Source organism: Streptomyces sp. NRRL S-378 (assembly GCF_000720645.1).
In the GTDB taxonomy this organism is placed as follows: Bacteria; Actinomycetota; Actinomycetes; order Streptomycetales; family Streptomycetaceae; genus Streptomyces.
Map to the genome: position 1 here is coordinate 78,973 of NZ_JOBX01000008.1, position 15,599 is coordinate 94,571.

Here is a 15,599-nt window from a genome sequence, read left to right on the forward strand (position 1 = left end):
GCGGCGCGTCAGTGCCATGGAAGCGGTCTTCGGCCACCTGCGCAGCGCCATCGAGCGCGGTGAGTACGCCGTGGGAGACAAGCTCCCCTCCGAAGCCGAGTTGTGCCGCACCCTGGAGGTCAGCCGGCCCGTACTGCGGGAGGCGCTCCGGGCCCTGCAAGCCATGGGGTTGACCGTGTCCAAGAGCGGCAAGGGCACGTTCGTCCTGGCGAACACGGTCGAGGAGCCCACCTTCGGCGACTACGCCGCCAGCGACCTGCTGGAAGTGCGCCGGCACGTCGAGATCCCGGTCGCCGGGTACGCCGCGCTGCGCCGCACCCCCGAGGACCTGGACTACCTGCGCCATCTGCTGGACCGGATGGAGCAGGAGACCGACACCACCGCGTGGGTGGCGATGGACACCGTGTTCCACCTGGCCGTGGCCGAGGCCTCCCGCAACCCCGTCTTCCGCCGCGTCATCGAGGAGATCCACGACGCACTGGCGCGTCAGTCGACCTTCCTCAACGAACTGGGCGGCCGGCGCGAGCAGTCCAACTGCGAGCACCGGGCCATCCTGGAGGCGCTGGTCGACGGCATCGAGCACGACGCGGTGGAGGCCATGTCCCACCACCTGCGACGGGTCGAGACGACCCTCACCGACATCGTGCGCCCCCAGCGCACCACCGCCCCTACGGAAGGCAGACCCGAGGCGTGAGCGAGCAGTTCCTCAAAGACGAGAAGCGCCCCACGACCCGTCACGTCGACGCCGGCGACACCGGCTACAGCAAGACCTTGAAACCCCGCCACGTCAACATGATCGCCATCGGCGGCGCGATCGGTACCGGGCTCTTCCTCGGCGCGGGCGGACGCCTCGCCGAAGCCGGGCCCTCCCTGTTCATCGCCTACGCCGTCTGCGGGATCTTCGCCTTCCTCGTCGTGCGCGCGCTCGGCGAGCTGGTCCTGTACCGGCCGTCCTCCGGCGCCTTCGTCTCCTACGCCCGGGAGTTCCTCGGGGAGAAGGGCGCCTACACCGCGGGCTGGATGTACTTCCTCAACTGGGCGACCACCGGCATCGCCGACATCACCGCCGTCGCCACGTACGCCCACTACTGGCACCTGTTCTCCGATGTCCCCCAGTGGGTGATCGCCCTCATAGCCCTGGCCGTGGTCCTCACCGTGAACCTCATCTCGGTGCGGATCTTCGGCGAACTGGAGTTCTGGTTCGCCCTCGTCAAGGTGGGCGCCCTGGTCGTCTTCATGGGGATCGCGATCTTCCTCCTGGCGACCCGGCACCCCGTCGACGGCGCCGTCCCCGGCCCTGCCCTGATCACCGGCAACGGCGGGATCTTCCCCCACGGCCTGCTCCCCATGCTGCTGATCGTCCAGGGCGTCGTCTTCGCCTACGCCTCCGTCGAACTGGTCGGCGTCACGGCCGGCGAGACCGAGAAGCCCGAGGAGATCGTGCCGAAGGCGATCAACTCGATCATGTGGCGCGTGGGCCTCTTCTACGTCGGCTCGGTCGTCCTGCTGTCGATGCTGATGCCCTGGAGCAGCTACAGCGGGGCCCAGAGCCCGTTCGTGACCGTGCTCTCCCACATCGGCGTCCCGGCGGCCGCCGACGTGATGAACCTGGTCGTGCTCACCGCGGCCATGTCCTCACTCAACTCCGGCCTCTACTCCACCGGCCGCATCCTTCGCTCGATGGCCGTCAACGGCTCCGCCCCGCAGTTCACCGCACGGCTCAGCCGGACCCAGGTCCCCTACGGCGGCATCCTCCTCACCAGCGGCATGTGCGTCCTGGGCGTCGGGCTCAACTTCGTGGTTCCCGCGGACGCGTTCGAGATCGTCCTCAACCTCGCCGCGCTCGGCATCCTCGCCACCTGGGGCATGATCATGATCTGCCACCTCCTCTTCTGGCGGAAGACCCGCAGCGGCGAACTCACACGCCCCTCCTATCGCCTGCCCGGCTCCCCCTGGACCGAACTCGTGACGCTGGCCTTCCTCGCCTCCGTCCTGGTCCTCATGTACGCCGACGGAGGCGCCGGGCGCACCACCGTGCTGTGCGTACCGCTGATCGCCGCGGCGCTGGTCGCCGGCTGGTACGCGGTCCGCGGCCGTGTGGCGCGCACCGCCGCCCGAAGCGACGGCTGAGCCGGACGCCCACCCGTCCGCCCACGCCCGGGGGTGGCGGTCGCCACTCCCGGTCAGCAGCGACCCACCACAGAACGAGGCAGTGATGCGCAGCAGTTTCCTCGAGGACGCGCCCGCGATCCGCGAGCCCCGGCACGCCGCCGTCGCCCACGTCGTACGGGGCGGCATGATCGAGGGGGTCCACTACGGTTCCGTCGCCGTCCTCGACGGTGAGGGTGAGGTCCGGACGAGCATCGGGGACATCGAGGCCGCCTGCTATCCGCGCTCGGCGCTCAAGCCGGTCCAGGCCGTCGCCATGGTGCGGGCCGGCCTGCCGCTCGACGGAGCCCTGCTCGCCCTCGCGATGGGCAGTCACTCCGGCGAGGAGCACCACCTCGCGGGTGTCCGGCTGGTCCTGGAGCTGGCCGGTCTCACCGAGGCCGACCTGCGCAACGTCCCTGACCTGCCCTACGGCCCGGCCGTCCGGGACGCCTGGCTGCGCGAGGGCCGCGGGCCGTCCCGACTCGCCCAGAACTGTTCCGGCAAGCACGCGGCGATGCTGTACCTGTGCAAGCTGTCCGGGTGGCCCCTGGAAAGCTACCTCGACGCGGACCATCCGCTCCAGAGGGCGATCGCCGAGGGCGTCGAGGAGCTCACCGGCCGGCACATCGCGCACGTCACCGTCGACGGCTGCGGATCCCCGCTGTTCGCGGTGTCCCTGCACGGCCTGGCCCGCGCCGCCGCCCGCATCGCCACGGCGGCCCCGGACACCGCCGAGCACCGCGTGGCGAACGCACTGCGCCTCCACCCGGAGATGGCCTCCGGTACCGGGCGGGATACCGCCGCACTGATGCGCGCGGTGCCCGGGCTGCTGGCCAAGGACGGCTTCGAGGGCGTCCAGCTGGCCGCGCTGCCCGACGGCCGGGCCGTGGCCGTGAAGGTCGCCGACGGGGCCGACCGCGCGCGTACGGTCGTGACGGCCGCGGCTCTCGCACGTGCGGGAGTCGAGCCCCGGCTGCTCGCCGGGTTCACGGGCGAGCCCGTGACCGGTGGCGGCCGGACCGTCGGCGGCATCCGGCCGGTAGCGGCCCTGAACCCGCCCGGCGCCCCCGTCACGGCAACCGCCACCGCCACCGCCTGACGCCCGCCTGCCCCCGCACCACCTTTGACCCGCCCACCTCAGGAAGAGGATCCGCACACCGTGACCGCCTTGACCGCCGCCTCCAGCCGCAGTGAACACGACCTGATCGGAGACCGCGACGTCCCCGCCGACGCCTACTGGGGCGTCCACACCCTGCGCGCCACCGAGAACTTCCCCATCACCGGCACGCCCATCTCCACCTACCCGCACCTGGTCGACGCCCTCGCCGCCGTCAAGGAGGCCGCGGCCCTCGCCAACGCGGAACTCGGCCTGCTGGAGCCCGCGAAAGCTGCCGTCATCGTCGCCGCCTGCCAGGAGATCCGCGGCGGCGAGCTCCACGACCAGTTCGTCGTCGACGTGATCCAGGGCGGCGCCGGCACCTCGACCAACATGAACGCCAACGAGGTCATCGCCAACCGCGCGCTGGAGCTGCTGGGCCACGGCAAGGGCGAGTACGGACACCTGCACCCCAACGAGGACGTCAACCTCGGCCAGTCCACCAACGACGTCTACCCGACAGCCGTGCGGATCGCGACCGTCTTCGCGGTGCACGGTCTCCTCGACGCCATGGCCGTCCTGCAGAACGCCTTCGCCCGCAAGGCCGCCGAGTTCCACGATGTCCTGAAGATGGGCCGCACCCAGCTCCAGGACGCCGTGCCGATGACGCTCGGACAGGAGTTCTCCGCCTTCGCCGTCATGCTGGACGAGGACCGCAGCCGGCTCGCGGAGGCCCTCGGACTCGTCCACGAGATCAACCTCGGCGCCACCGCCATCGGCACCGGTCTCAACGCCCCGGCCGGCTACGCCGAGGCCGCCCGCCGCCACCTCGCCGACATCACCGGCCTGCCCCTGGTCACCGCTCCCAACCTGGTCGAAGCCACCCAGGACTGCGGCGCCTTCGTCCAGATGTCCGGCGTCCTCAAGCGCATCGCCGTCAAGCTGTCCAAAACCTGCAACGACCTGCGCCTGCTGTCCTCGGGACCCCGCGCCGGACTCGGCGAGATCAACCTGCCCCCGGTCCAGGCCGGTTCCAGCATCATGCCCGGCAAGGTCAACCCCGTGATCCCCGAGGTCGTCAACCAGGTCGCCTTCGAGGTCATCGGCAACGACATCACCATCACCATGGCCGCCGAAGGCGGACAGCTCCAGCTCAACGCCTTCGAGCCGGTCATCCTGCACTCGCTGTCCAAGTCCGTCACTCACCTGCGCGCGGCCTGCCTCACCCTCGCAGAACGCTGCGTGAGCGGCATCACCGCCAACACCGAGATGCTGCGAGCCACCGTCGAGAACTCCATCGGCCTGGTGACCGCCCTGAACCCGCACATCGGATACACCGCCGCCACCGACATCGCCACGGAGGCCCTCGCCAGCGGGCGGGGTGTGGCCGAGCTGGTCCTGGAACGGGGGCTGCTGCCGGCCGAGCGGCTCGCCTCCCTGCTGCGCCCCGAGGTGCTGGCGGGAACCGGCCCGGCCCGGCTCTGACCGGGATTACCGGAACCGGCTCCGGGTCCCGGTCCCGGTCCCGGTCAGGTTCCGCCCGGTCGGAGCGCGGGGTGCAGCGGGTGGACGTGGTCGTGCGGGGCGGCTACGGCCCGAGGCGGCGACCCCCACGATCGCCGCCCAGCACCTCCCGGTCGCCGCGCCGACGTCGGCCAGCGTCTGAGGCCGCGACGGCGCCTCGGGTGCCGGCCGCCGACGATGGGTGGCTGCCTCTGGGTGAGGGGGGACCGGGCTTGCGGCGTCGTCGCGGGAGGACTGCGCGGCAACCGGCGCCACGCGCGGTGCCTACCGCGGGGACCGACCGGACCGGGTCAGCGGATCGTATGCCCGAAGCCGATCCGGGTCCGACATCCGCCAACCGCCGCACGGCAGAGGCCCAGGTCAGCGACCTGGTGCTTGTCTGTTCTCCTGGGCCCCCGCTGGTGGTCAGGCGTGCTTGTCCGCGGGGTGGTGGGTGGGCTGGACCGACCAGGTCGAGGGTTCGTCGTTGCCCGACTCCTCGTCGCTTTCCGCGTCGGCGAAGGTTGCGTGGATCTTGCCCGGGGCGTGGTGGACCGGGGCGTAGACGGCGTAGAGCTGCATGGGCTCGTCCCCGGTGTTGGTGATGTTGTGCCACGTGCCGGCGGGTACGAAGACCGCCCAGCCGTCCTCGACCTCCTGATCGAAGTCGAGGCGGTCCTTCGCGCTGCCCATCTGAACGCGGCCGCGGCCCGCGTCGAGCCGGAGGAACTGGTCGGTCTCCGGGTGCGCCTCAAGGCCGATGTCCTCGCCCACCGGGATCGACATGAGGGTCAGCTGGAGGTACTTCCCGGACCAGGCGACCGATCGGTAGTGGGTGTTCGCCAGCGTCGCCTGCTCAAGGTCGAAACTCTGAGGTTCGGGCCCGATGTCCTTGATGGTCATGCTTCTCTCCCGGTCGACGGAGGTGGTACGCGTTCAGGCACAGGTGTTGCGCCGGGCCAACCCTTCCAGACCGACCGGGGTGTTCTGGCCCGACGCCAGTGGCGCTCGAGCCTTTGGTGTGGGAGCCGCGGAGTCCATCGGCGGCGACGCCCTCTTCTGCGGCGAGGCCCTTCAGCGGCCCGCTGACGACGAAGCCCGCCGCCGCGACGTCTCCTACGAGCGCGACCAGCTCGTCCTGCGCCACGAGGCCGAGGGGGGTGCCGACCGGGTTGCTGGCCGGTGGGGCGGCCGGAGGGCGTGGCTGCGGTGTCAGCGGGTGAACCTGAGCGCCCGGCATGCCGGATGGGTGCGTCGGGCCTGGCCAGCGACGCACGGCCCCGGGTGGCCTGCGCCAGCGCGTTCCACAGGGGGCGGATGCGGGTGACCGCCATGTACGACAAGCCGGTATGAACGTCTGACGAAATGATCTCCAAGGCGGTTGGATCACTCCGGAACTGATGATCCGGGGTGCGCGGCGGCTCGGTCGAAGCCCTGGCGAAGCGACGACGAGTTGTGGGCGGTGCCCGCTGAACCGCGAAGAACGTAAATGCGTCGACAGGGCCCCTCGGCACCCGGCACAGTGCCCACCCATGACGAGCAGTGAACTGCGCCTCTCGGGGCAGCTCGCCCAAGCCGTCGGCCCGGACGCCACGGTCACCCACCTCCGTGACCGCCACGGACGCCTCCAGGCCGAGACCGTGAACGGCCGCACCATTGCCTACACCCACGACGAACTCGGCCGCTGTGTCTCCCGCACGACCCCTTCCGGGGCCGTGAGCTCCTGGTCGTACGACGCGATGGGCCGACGGAGGGAGCTCACGACCGCGGGCAGGACGCTGACCTTCGAGAGGGACGCCGCCGGGCGCGAGACCGTCCGCCGCATCGGGGACGGACTGACCTTCGCCTCCACCTACGACGCACACGGCCGCCTTACGGACCACCTCGTTTCGAGCGCGCAGCGGAGCCTCCAGCACCGGTCCTACGCCTATCGTGACGACGGCATGCTCGTCGCGATGGACGACCAGCTTTCCGGTAGCCGCCGCTTCGAGCTGGATGCCGTGGGCCGCGTGACCGGTGTGACCGCCGAGGCGTGGACCGAGCGCTACGTCTATGACGCGAGCGGCAACCAGACCGAAGCCTCCTGGGCCGGCCACCCATCCGGGCCGGGAGGCGACCGGGCAACGGCAGTACGCCGGCACGACCCTCACCCGGGCGGGCAGGGTCCGGTACGAGCACGACGAACTGGGCCGGGTCGTCCTGCGCCAGAAGGCCCGGCTTTCCGCGAAACCGGACACCTGGCACTACGAGTGGGATCCCGAGGACCGGCTGACACGGGTGACCACGCCCGACGGCACGGTGTGGCGGTACTCCTACGACCCGCTCGGCCGCCGCGTCGGCAAGCAGCGCCTGGCGCCCGACAGCGACGAAGCCGTGGAGCAGGTCTCCTTCACATGGGACGGCACGCTCCTGTGCGAGCAGACGACGACAGCGGCCGACGCCGCGGCTCCGACCGTCGTCCTGACCTGGGATCACGAGGCCCTGCGCCCGCTCGCCCAGACGGAACGTGTCATACGCGACGGAACATCCCAGGAGGTGATCGACGAACGGTTCTTCGCCATCGTCAGCGACCTCGTCGGCACTCCTACGGAGCTGATCGACGAAGAGGACCGGATCTGCTGGCGGACGCAGGCCACGCTGTGGGGGGCCACGGCGTGGAACAGGGATGCGTCGGTCTACACGCCCCTGAGGTTCGCCGGTCAGTACTTCGACCCGGAATCCGGAATCCATTACAACTGTCAGCGCTATTACGATCCCGAAGTCGGCCGGTACCTCAGCGCCGACCCCCTCGGCCTCGCGCCGTCTCCGAATCCCTCGGCATACGTGCCCAATCCTCTCCAGGCCACCGACCACCTGGGACTCGCACCTGACTATCACGAGTTCCACACGGTGCAGGACCCCGCGAACGCCACCCGGCTGAGAGGTGACGGAAACCCCTGGCCGGAGGCGGACACACGAGGCCAATGGGGCGAGGGAGCTACTCCTGGGGCACGCTGGACGAAGCGGTCCGCTACGCGGAACGCCTCCGCGGACGGGACATCGAGGTGGAGATCCTCACATTCAAGGTGTCCGCGGACGACTTCAACATGATGAACAAGGTGGACATCACGAAGATGACGCCTGACAAGATGGACGAATTCTTCGAGAAACACAGCCGCCTGTACAGCGAGGCGGGAGCGCAGCCGCACAATTTCGACTACGTTCGCGGTCCCACCGGCATGGGAGTCGAGAGCTACTTCAGCCGAGGCGTTTTCCACCTTCGCAAGTTCGTGGATTGAGTGAAATGATTCGAGGATTCAAGTACCGGCTCAGGAGTCCGATCGGCGGACTGGCGGCGGATCTTTCGGCCGAGGCCGTGTCACCCGGTGAGACGGCGGCTCCCTCCGTGGGGATCGACCGAGGAGTGAGGCTCCTGTTGCCGGCGTCGGGCATCTACTGGGAGGACCTGGCGTGGCTCTCCTTCGTCGTCGCGCTCCGCGCCGACGAGCTGCGCACCCGGCATCCGGACGGTGTCCACCTGCAGATCGTCTCCCTCGACTTCCCGTTGGCCGACTACCGGCCGGAGGTCGCCGCCCTCGCCGTGGACGGGTGGCTGCGCGAGGAGTTCGACCTGCCCGATATCGGCATCACCTGCTCGTACACGGGTGGCGCGGACCCCTACGCCTTCTCCTGGGGCGGGGCGGAGCCACCGCTGAGGAGCCCGCGCCTCTGAACCCGCCATAAGGACGCGGGGCGACGGCGGGGGTGGAGGGGACCGCCGGCGCAGTCCCTGCCGCAGCCCCACCGAACACGGTGTCGCCCCGGGTCCGGGCGACCACGACGTCGGGCCTGGCTTCCGTCACCCGGGGATCGCCGCGGGCGGGCCGCCGGGGATCAGGCGGCCTCGGTCACTGAATTCCGCCACGGGGCTGTCGGTCATGTGGAGTGTCTGCTGGTCTCTGGTGTGGACGGAGGCGTTCTGCACGGCGCTGCCGGTCACGTGCAGTCTGCTGGTCCCGGGCGTACACAACCGCGTCGTGCAGAACCGCATGGCGCAGATCGATGGTCTGCCCGTCGCCGCCGGCCAGCTGCAGCCCGTGGATGACGGCCCCCCTCAGATACACACCGTTCGCTCCCGTCACGGCGGGGGGCTCCGAGGAACCTCGGTCACCCGGCGGCTCCTCGAGGTCCTGGAGCCGCTTCGCCTTCTCCTCGGCCGCAGCAGCGTCGTGACCTCCGATGTCCGCGAGTGCCCTGACGACCGACAAGACGCTGGCGGGTCTCGCACTCGTGCCCGCGACGACTCGCCGTACCGTCTCCGGACTGATGTCGGCGCTGCGCGGGTCGGCGAGAATGGCCGCACTGATGGCCCGCACAGAGGGGCTGCCAGCTGCCCGGTGGAGCTCTCTGACCTCGTTGGCGATGGCGGCCGGGGCAGCGACCGTGGGCGACGACGGATCCGGTGAGGGGAGTTCTGGGGTCTCAGGAGGGGGTCGAAGCACGGTCGGCTGCGAGCCCTGCTCATCCGCGCTTCGAGCAGGTGACGTCCCGGTCGCAGGCGAGGACGCCGGTGTCGCGAGCGCGGCCACCCCTACCGCGGCCCCGGCGGCTGCCGCAGCTTCGGCTCCCGCACCCGCTCCCGGCGCCCGCGTACCGGCGGGTGATCCGTGGGCGCCGCCCACCCGACGTATCCCCGCCCCCGCTCCCGTCCGCAGTCCGGCCGGGCCCGCCCCCGCGGCGCCCGCCGTACCGACCACCGGGCCTGCCGCCGCTGCGCCCGCTGCATCGCGGGCGGGGCAGGCCGCCGATTCGTGGGCCACGCCCGCCCTTGCTCCTGCGGGCGTGCCTGCTTCCGTGCCTGCGAGTGCGGATGCGAAGCGGGTATGGGGCCCGTTGACTGAGGGCCTGACCGTTCCAGGATGCTGGAGGAGCGCGGTGACGTGGAAGGCGCGATCACCGCGTACCGGCAGGCAGGCACCCCGCTGGCGCACCAGCGGGAGAGTGCAGTGCAACTGGCGCAGCTCCTGTCCCGGCACGGCCGGGGCGACGAGGCGATCGAGCTGATGCGCACGCTCGTGGACTCGCCCGGCGGCGCGGAGGACTGGCTCGTCGACACGCTGTGCACCCTGTACGCGGACCACGGCCGCGCCCAGGAGGGGCTGGCCCACCTCGATGTCCTCCAGGCCCGCCGCGGCGGCGAGGAGGAAGGGGACCTCTACAGGCTGCGACTTCGGCTCATGGCCGACTGCGGCCTGCTCGATGAAGCAGTCGAGCGGGCGTGGGCGCACCCCGAGGGCCACACCTCCTACGCGGTCTGGACCGTCGCCGACCTGCTCGCCGCCGCCGGTCGGACCGAGGCGGCGGTCGCCGTCCTCGAACCGCACGCTGTCGCCAGCCCCAGTTCTCTGGCCGGGCACCTCATCACCCTCGGCCGGGTCAAGGAGGCCGTGGCCTTGCTGCAGCAGCGCCCATCCGATCCGCCCGCACGTGTCTGGACGGGCACGTTCTCCAGCGAAACTCCGTCCTGACCCCACGCGCTGGGGACGCAAACTCGGATCCCCATGGGTGAGAAGCACAGCCCCTGGCCTGAAGTACCGATCGTGCAGTTGACACGTCAGCCCGGCGCAGGACGGCGCCCCGGCGCATCCACTCTGCGTGCCGCGCCGGCAGGAGCGGCCGGCCCGCACCGGATCCCGCTCAGGGGCGTCCGGTCATCCAGCCGCGCCGGCCCCGCACGGACCGAGGCCGCAACGGCTGCGCGAGTTCCCACTCAGCGTCCGACAGTTCAGGGCGACGTATCACCCGACCGTGATCCACAATGCGAGATCACTTTGACGGCCGACCCTAGGCGACCAGTTCCTGCTCGGCCGCCGCGGCACCGGGCAGTTCTTTCCCGGACCTGTTCTTCACGAGTTCGACCTTCTCGACGAACAGCTCGAAGAGCAGCTGGCTCGGACCGACCTCCCTGCCCCTCTTGCCGTTGTTGCCCTGCGCGATGCCCAAGCTGTAGGGCTCCTTGTCCTCGGCCTTCACGCCGATGTACCCGCCCAGGGTGCCTTCGTTCGGGTTCGCGTTCTGGTATGTCCCGTCGTCCTTGTTCGCCTTGCGGATCAGGTCGTTCTTGTAACCCGGCCCGAGCGCCATGTGGTTCGGGTGGAACAGGAGTTCGTGGGCGCCGGGCTTCAGCGTGAACCTCAGCTGGACCGCGTACGGCTCACCCTGGGTGTCGTAGTACCCGTCGGCCTGGCCCTGGTCGCCGAGGTGGGCCCCGATCGTCATGCCGGAGTACCCCTTACCCCTGAACTCCTTCGCCGTGCCACCGCCGGCAGCGATGTAGTCCGTCATTTGGTTCCGTGAGGCCTCGTCGCCCCAGTAGGTCAGGGCACTGTGAGCCTCTTCGAAGCTCATGGAGCGGTACAGCTCCATCCGGCCGGCGGTTTCCTCCATGTTCGACAGGTCGCGCAGCAACTGGGGGCCGACGGTCGCGATGATGTCTTCCATGCGGCGTGGAGCCTTACTGGCCTTGAACGTCCTCGCGGCCTTCTTGGAGTCGGCGATCTGCTTGGCCCTGGCAGTGGCGGCCGTGCTGCTGGATTCGCCCAGTCCGGCCTTCTCCTCCCAGTACTCGACCGTCAGCCGGTCCTGGGGGTTCCCTACGCGCTGCACCGCGGGTTGGGAACCGGCCGAGGCAGAGGGCGCCGTATGCCGTTGTACGTCCGTGGCAGCCCGGTGGCCGGGAGCCATCACCCGGCTGGCGTTCGCCTCGGCCTCCCGCTCGAACCGGTCCGACGGGTCGGAGACCTTCAGCCCCGCACCGTTGTCGGTACCGGCGACCGGCCCCTGGCGCTGCTGGATGACGTGGGTGAGCTCGTGCGCGAGGGTGTGCTTGTCGCTGCCGCCCGCGCCGATGACGACATGGCTGCCCGAGGTGTAGGCGCGGGCCCCCACTTCGGCGGCGGAGGCCTTGGCGGCGCTGTTGTCATGGATGCGTACGTCGGAGAAGTCCGCGCCGAGCCGCGCTTCCATGTCGGTGCGGGTGGCTTCGTCCAGGGGGCGTCCGGGGGCCCGCAGGACGTCGTGCACGGCGGACCGCTGTACCGCGTGCTGTCCGGTCTGCTGGTGTCCGCATCCGTCGGTGTGCCGGTGCTGTTCCTGTTCCTGGTCCTGCTCCTGGAGGTGACCGCTCCGCCGGAGCATCTGCACGACCGCGGCATTGCCCGCACCGGCCTGCAGCGCCATCAGCCCGACCGGTGGCGCGGCCTCCTGCTGCGGAGCCGCGGGACGACGGGAGGACAGCAGCAGTCCGTCGTCGGTCTTCTGCGTCGGCCGGGGGTGCTTGGGACTCACGCGATCGCCTTTTCGCTACGTCGGAGAAGCCGCTTCGCGCGGCCGCAGGCCACACCCCGGAAGGGCGGTCACCCGTCATGACCAGGGGTTCTGAAGCATTATCAGCTCACCTGCCGACGCGAAGCCAACGATCGGCGCCCTGCCGTCGGCTCTCTGCCCGGACGGCCACCGGGCCGTGCAACCGAGGTGCCCTTTGGGGCAGACCCACCGCCCCCGACCGCGGCGCGCGGGCCGGGGACCGGTTTCCTACCACGCGGCCGTGGCCGGTCTCCTACGGTTCGGCCGGCAGCCGGACCGTGACGCGGAGGCCGCCGGCGGGGCGGGGGGTCAGGTCGAGGGTGCCGTCGTGCGCGCGGACGATGCTGTGCACGATGGCCAGACCGAGGCCGACGCCGGCGTGCTCGTCGGTGCGCACGCGCTCCGTTCCGCGCCGGAACGGCTCGGTGAGCGTCGCCACCAGTTCCGTGGGGAGCACGCTGCCCGTGTTCTCGACGCGCAGCACGCTCGTGTCGCCGGACGCCTCGGTGTGAACGGTCACGGTGCCGCCGGCCGGGAGGTTGTGGACGACGGCGTTCTGGACGAGGTTCGTCACCATGCGCAGCAGCAGGTCCGGGGAGCCGGTGGTCCGGGCCGCGCCGCCGGTCACGTCGCCGGTGACGCCGAGGGTGATCCGGCGCTGCTCGGCGAGGGGCAGCAGTGTTTCGGCGGCTTCCTCGGCGATGAGGGAGAGGTCGACGCCCTCGCGGGGGAAGTTCCCGCGGTCACCCCGGGAGAGGAGCAGGAGGGCCTCGGTCAGGTCGATCGCCCGGGCGTTCACGACGGACAGGCGTTCGATGAGTTCGCGGTGGTCCCGCGCCGGGTCCTTGAGGGCGACGTCGAGGAGCGTCCGCGAGATCGCCAGCGGGGTGCGCAGTTCGTGGGAGGCGTTCGCGGCGAAGCGCTGCTGCTCGGCGACGTGGGACTCCAACTGCTCGAGCATCGAGTCGAAGGTGTCGGCGAGTTCACGGAACTCGTCCTGCCGGCCCTCCATTCGGATCCGGTGGGACAGCGAGCCCTTTCCGGCCGTGCGCGCGGCGTCCGCGATCCTCGTGAGCGGTCTGAGCATCCGGCCGGCGAGGAGCCAGCCGCCCAGCAGGCCGAACACGAGCAGGAAGACCATCGCCGCGGCCGCGGCGGGGGCGAAGGTGCGCACGAGGAGGTAGCGGTTGGGCGAGACCCCGAGGAGGCCCTGGGAGTTGTCCGGTACGTAGCGCAGCAGGAACACCCACACCACGGCCAGCAGCAGGGCGCCCGCGACGAAGAGGAACCCGGCGTAGCTGAGGGCGAGCTTCAGCCGGGCGCTGGGCCCCGGTCGTCTACGCACCGGTGGCACCGGCACCACCGGGAGCGGGAGCCGGAGCAGTGGGGTCCGCACCGGTGTCGATCCGGTAGCCGACGCCGGGCACGGTGGCGATGACCCATGGCTCACCGAGCCGCTTGCGCAGGGCGGACACGGTGATCCGTACGGCGTTCGTGAGCGGGTCGACGTTCTCGTCCCAGGCCCGCTCCAGCAGCTCCTCCGCGCTGAGCACCCCGCCCTCGGCGGCGACGAGGACTTCCAGCACGGCGAACTGTTTGCGGGTGAGGGCCACGTACCGCCCGTCGCGGAACACCTCCCGCCGGAACGGGTCGACCCGCAGGCCAGCGATCTCGCGGACCGGGGGACGGGCGTACGCGCGCCTGCGGTCGAGCGCCCTCAGCCGCAGGACCAGCTCCCGCAGCTCGAAGGGCTTCGTCAGATAGTCGTCGGCGCCCAGCCCGAACCCGGAGGCCTTGTCGGCGATCCGGTCGGCGGCGGTCAGCATGAGGATCGGGATGCCGCTGCCGGAGGCGACGATGCGGCGGGCCACCTCGTCCCCGGAGGGGCCGGGGATGTCACGGTCGAGGACCGCGAGGTCGTAGGAGTGGACACTGAGCAGTTCGAGGGCGGAGTCACCGTCACCTGCGATGTCGGCGGCGATCGCTTCCAGCCGCAGACCGTCACGGACGGCCTCCGCCAGGTAGGGCTCGTCCTCCACGATCAGTACGCGCATGCCGGAAGCCTAAGCGGCGCAGCCGGTCGCCGACGTACGCACCGGCCTGTGCCCCGACGCGTGCGCACCGAACACGGCGCCCTCACGCCGGTACGGGAGCCGGGCGGGGCGGATCCGACGGCGTCCGCTCCGCCGTGCGCCACCAGCGGCGCGACGCCAGCGCGGCCAGCACGGCACCGGCCGCGTTGATGAGGACGTCGTCCACGGAGGACACACGGTCCAGCCACAGCACGTACTGCGCGGTTTCCACCAGGACCGAGCAGCCCGCCCCGAGCGCCAGGATCCGCGGCACGGACGCCAGCGCCGCGAACCGCACGGGGGCGAAGAACCCCAGCGAGGCGAAGACGAGCAGATTGCCCACGATCCCGAGCGTCCCCATCGTCATCAGGTCCCGCAGCGGCACCAGGCTGACCCGGCCCGGAACGACACCGGCCCCGGCGCCCGGCATCAGGATCATCCAGACCCACGGCAGCGTCCCGTGCACCATGCCCACCTCGGCCAGCGACATCCGCCACGCCGACGGGACACCGGCGGCGCGCCGCCGGCGCGCCAGGACCCACGCCACCAGCACCGCCAACGGCAGCGATACCAACGTCATGAGCACCACACCGTTGAACGTGTCGAAGCAGCCGTGCCAGCGCCCGGCCATGCACGCCGGAACGGACATCATGAGCGGCCGCCGCAGGACGAACACGGCCCCCGCCACGCAGAGGACCGCCAGGGCGACGAGCACGATCGGGCCCGTGCGGCACGGCGGCCGGGGCGGTGCGGGCAGGGATGCGTCATGGTTCATGCCCCCATGGGACACGCGACGCCGTTGCGGTGGCGTATGGGCTTTTCGATACACCCGCGATACACCCGAGATACACCCGCGTTCGATCAGCGGTACGCCTGCGATCGCGGGAGTCCGGGGCCTCGGCGCCGACGAAACGCGGCCGCATGGTCCGCGATCCCCACGCCCTGGTCCGCGCGGGGGTCGCCGGAGGCCCCCGCCCGCGCCCGCGCCAGGTGCTTCCGCTGCCCGACGACGTCCTCATCGCGCTGCTGACCGCCGAGGACGGCGGCGAACGCGTGCTGCTCATGGTCGGCGAGATCGTGCAGGAGCTCGTCTTCTCCCACCAGATGCCCCCGTCGTTCCGGTACCGGATGCGCGGGCACGAGCACCCTGCTGTGCGGGCCACCGCGACGGGGGTGTGGGACCGGCTCACCGCCGAGGAGCGGCAGGCCCTGCTGACCGACCCCCACCCGGACGTCCGGGAAACGGCCGAGCACCGCGCGCGGGCGGCGGATCCGGCAGCCATGGAGGCCGAGATCCCGGAGCGGGGCCACTACCGCGGACTGCCGCGCACCACCGCGGAATGCACGGCCGTCGATCACGAGCTGAGCGAGGCCGCTTCACGCGACGGCGACTGCCTCTGCTTCATCCTGGAGCGCCGCACGGAACCGGACCC

The 15,599-nt window shown here is 71.0% G+C and carries 13 protein-coding genes and 1 pseudogene; 8 read left to right on the top strand and 6 right to left on the bottom strand.

Annotated elements, in window-relative coordinates; translation table 11 throughout:
* The first annotated feature begins 16 nt into the window (after positions 1–16).
* From IH80_RS0107785 to aspA, 4 genes are all read left to right on the top strand, one after another.
* Positions 17–694, top strand: a complete 678-nt coding sequence (locus IH80_RS0107785) for a FadR/GntR family transcriptional regulator (RefSeq protein WP_030958780.1) — start codon at positions 17–19, stop codon at positions 692–694.
* Positions 691–2,130, top strand: a complete 1,440-nt coding sequence (locus IH80_RS0107790; RefSeq protein WP_030958781.1) for an amino acid permease — start codon at positions 691–693, stop codon at positions 2,128–2,130. Before IH80_RS0107785 ends, IH80_RS0107790 begins: the two co-directional genes overlap by 4 nt.
* 85 nt (positions 2,131–2,215) lie before the next feature.
* A complete protein-coding gene (locus IH80_RS0107795) occupies positions 2,216–3,250 on the top strand; it encodes an asparaginase (RefSeq protein WP_030958782.1) in 1,035 nt (344 codons plus the stop codon).
* Between the two features lie 69 nt (positions 3,251–3,319).
* The gene (aspA, locus tag IH80_RS0107800) at positions 3,320–4,732 is read left to right on the top strand and encodes an aspartate ammonia-lyase (protein WP_030958783.1); all 1,413 of its coding nucleotides are present in this window, start codon (positions 3,320–3,322) and stop codon (positions 4,730–4,732) included.
* A 444-nt stretch (positions 4,733–5,176) separates the two neighbouring features.
* Here aspA and IH80_RS0107805 read toward each other — a convergent pair whose 3' ends face one another.
* Positions 5,177–5,653, bottom strand: coding sequence for a cupin domain-containing protein (locus IH80_RS0107805; RefSeq protein WP_030958784.1), 477 nt, complete (start codon positions 5,651–5,653; stop codon positions 5,177–5,179).
* 653 nt (positions 5,654–6,306) lie between these two features.
* On the opposite strand from IH80_RS0107805, the pseudogene IH80_RS41945 reads away from it, so the two are divergent.
* The 4 genes and pseudogenes from IH80_RS41945 to IH80_RS0107835 form a co-directional block, all read left to right on the top strand.
* Positions 6,307–7,618: pseudogene (locus tag IH80_RS41945) on the top strand (RHS repeat domain-containing protein); the annotation flags it as partial.
* Positions 7,619–7,848: 230 nt separating this feature from the next.
* Complete coding sequence (locus IH80_RS0107820; protein ID WP_158943308.1) at positions 7,849–8,028, top strand: hypothetical protein; 180 nt, start codon at positions 7,849–7,851, stop codon at positions 8,026–8,028.
* A 125-nt stretch (positions 8,029–8,153) separates the two neighbouring features.
* Positions 8,154–8,462, top strand: coding sequence for a hypothetical protein (locus IH80_RS39005; RefSeq protein ID WP_158943310.1), 309 nt, complete (start codon positions 8,154–8,156; stop codon positions 8,460–8,462).
* Positions 8,463–9,648: 1,186 nt separating this feature from the next.
* Positions 9,649–10,257, top strand: a complete 609-nt coding sequence (locus tag IH80_RS0107835) for a tetratricopeptide repeat protein (RefSeq protein WP_037879155.1) — start codon at positions 9,649–9,651, stop codon at positions 10,255–10,257.
* Positions 10,258–10,573: 316 nt separating this feature from the next.
* On the opposite strand, the gene IH80_RS41440 is transcribed toward IH80_RS0107835, so the two are convergent.
* The 5 genes from IH80_RS41440 to IH80_RS0107860 all read right to left on the bottom strand — a co-directional run bounded on the left by IH80_RS41440 (position 10,574) and on the right by IH80_RS0107860 (position 15,267).
* Positions 10,574–12,031, bottom strand: coding sequence for a DUF4157 domain-containing protein (locus IH80_RS41440; protein WP_386396963.1), 1,458 nt, complete (start codon positions 12,029–12,031; stop codon positions 10,574–10,576).
* A gap of 316 nt (positions 12,032–12,347) precedes the next feature.
* Positions 12,348–13,439 carry a sensor histidine kinase gene (locus IH80_RS0107845; protein ID WP_051808953.1) on the bottom strand — a complete coding sequence of 364 codons (1,092 nt, stop codon included), beginning with the start codon at positions 13,437–13,439 and terminating at the stop codon, positions 12,348–12,350.
* Complete coding sequence (locus IH80_RS0107850) at positions 13,432–14,148, bottom strand: response regulator transcription factor (protein ID WP_051808929.1); 717 nt, start codon at positions 14,146–14,148, stop codon at positions 13,432–13,434. The genes IH80_RS0107845 and IH80_RS0107850 overlap by 8 nt, the downstream gene beginning before the upstream one ends.
* Before the next feature lie 82 nt (positions 14,149–14,230).
* A complete protein-coding gene (locus tag IH80_RS0107855; protein WP_030958797.1) occupies positions 14,231–14,941 on the bottom strand; it encodes a VanZ family protein in 711 nt (236 codons plus the stop codon).
* Positions 14,942–15,027: 86 nt separating this feature from the next.
* Positions 15,028–15,267, bottom strand: a complete 240-nt coding sequence (locus IH80_RS0107860; protein WP_030958799.1) for a hypothetical protein — start codon at positions 15,265–15,267, stop codon at positions 15,028–15,030.
* Positions 15,268–15,599: the final 332 nt, after the last annotated feature.

What these genes read in the sequence shown, in the direction of transcription:
- IH80_RS0107785 (WP_030958780.1), top strand. Translation starts at nt 17, where the DNA reads ATGGAAGCGGTCTTCGGCCACCTGCGCAGCGCCATCGAGCGCGGTGAG.
- IH80_RS0107795 (WP_030958782.1), top strand. Translation starts at nt 2,216, where the DNA reads ATGCGCAGCAGTTTCCTCGAGGACGCGCCCGCGATCCGCGAGCCCCGG.
- IH80_RS0107805 (WP_030958784.1), bottom strand. Translation starts at nt 5,653, where the DNA reads ATGACCATCAAGGACATCGGGCCCGAACCTCAGAGTTTCGACCTTGAG.
- IH80_RS0107835 (WP_037879155.1), top strand. Translation starts at nt 9,649, where the DNA reads ATGCTGGAGGAGCGCGGTGACGTGGAAGGCGCGATCACCGCGTACCGG.
- IH80_RS0107850 (WP_051808929.1), bottom strand. Translation starts at nt 14,148, where the DNA reads ATGCGCGTACTGATCGTGGAGGACGAGCCCTACCTGGCGGAGGCCGTC.
- IH80_RS0107855 (WP_030958797.1), bottom strand. Translation starts at nt 14,941, where the DNA reads ATGAACCATGACGCATCCCTGCCCGCACCGCCCCGGCCGCCGTGCCGC.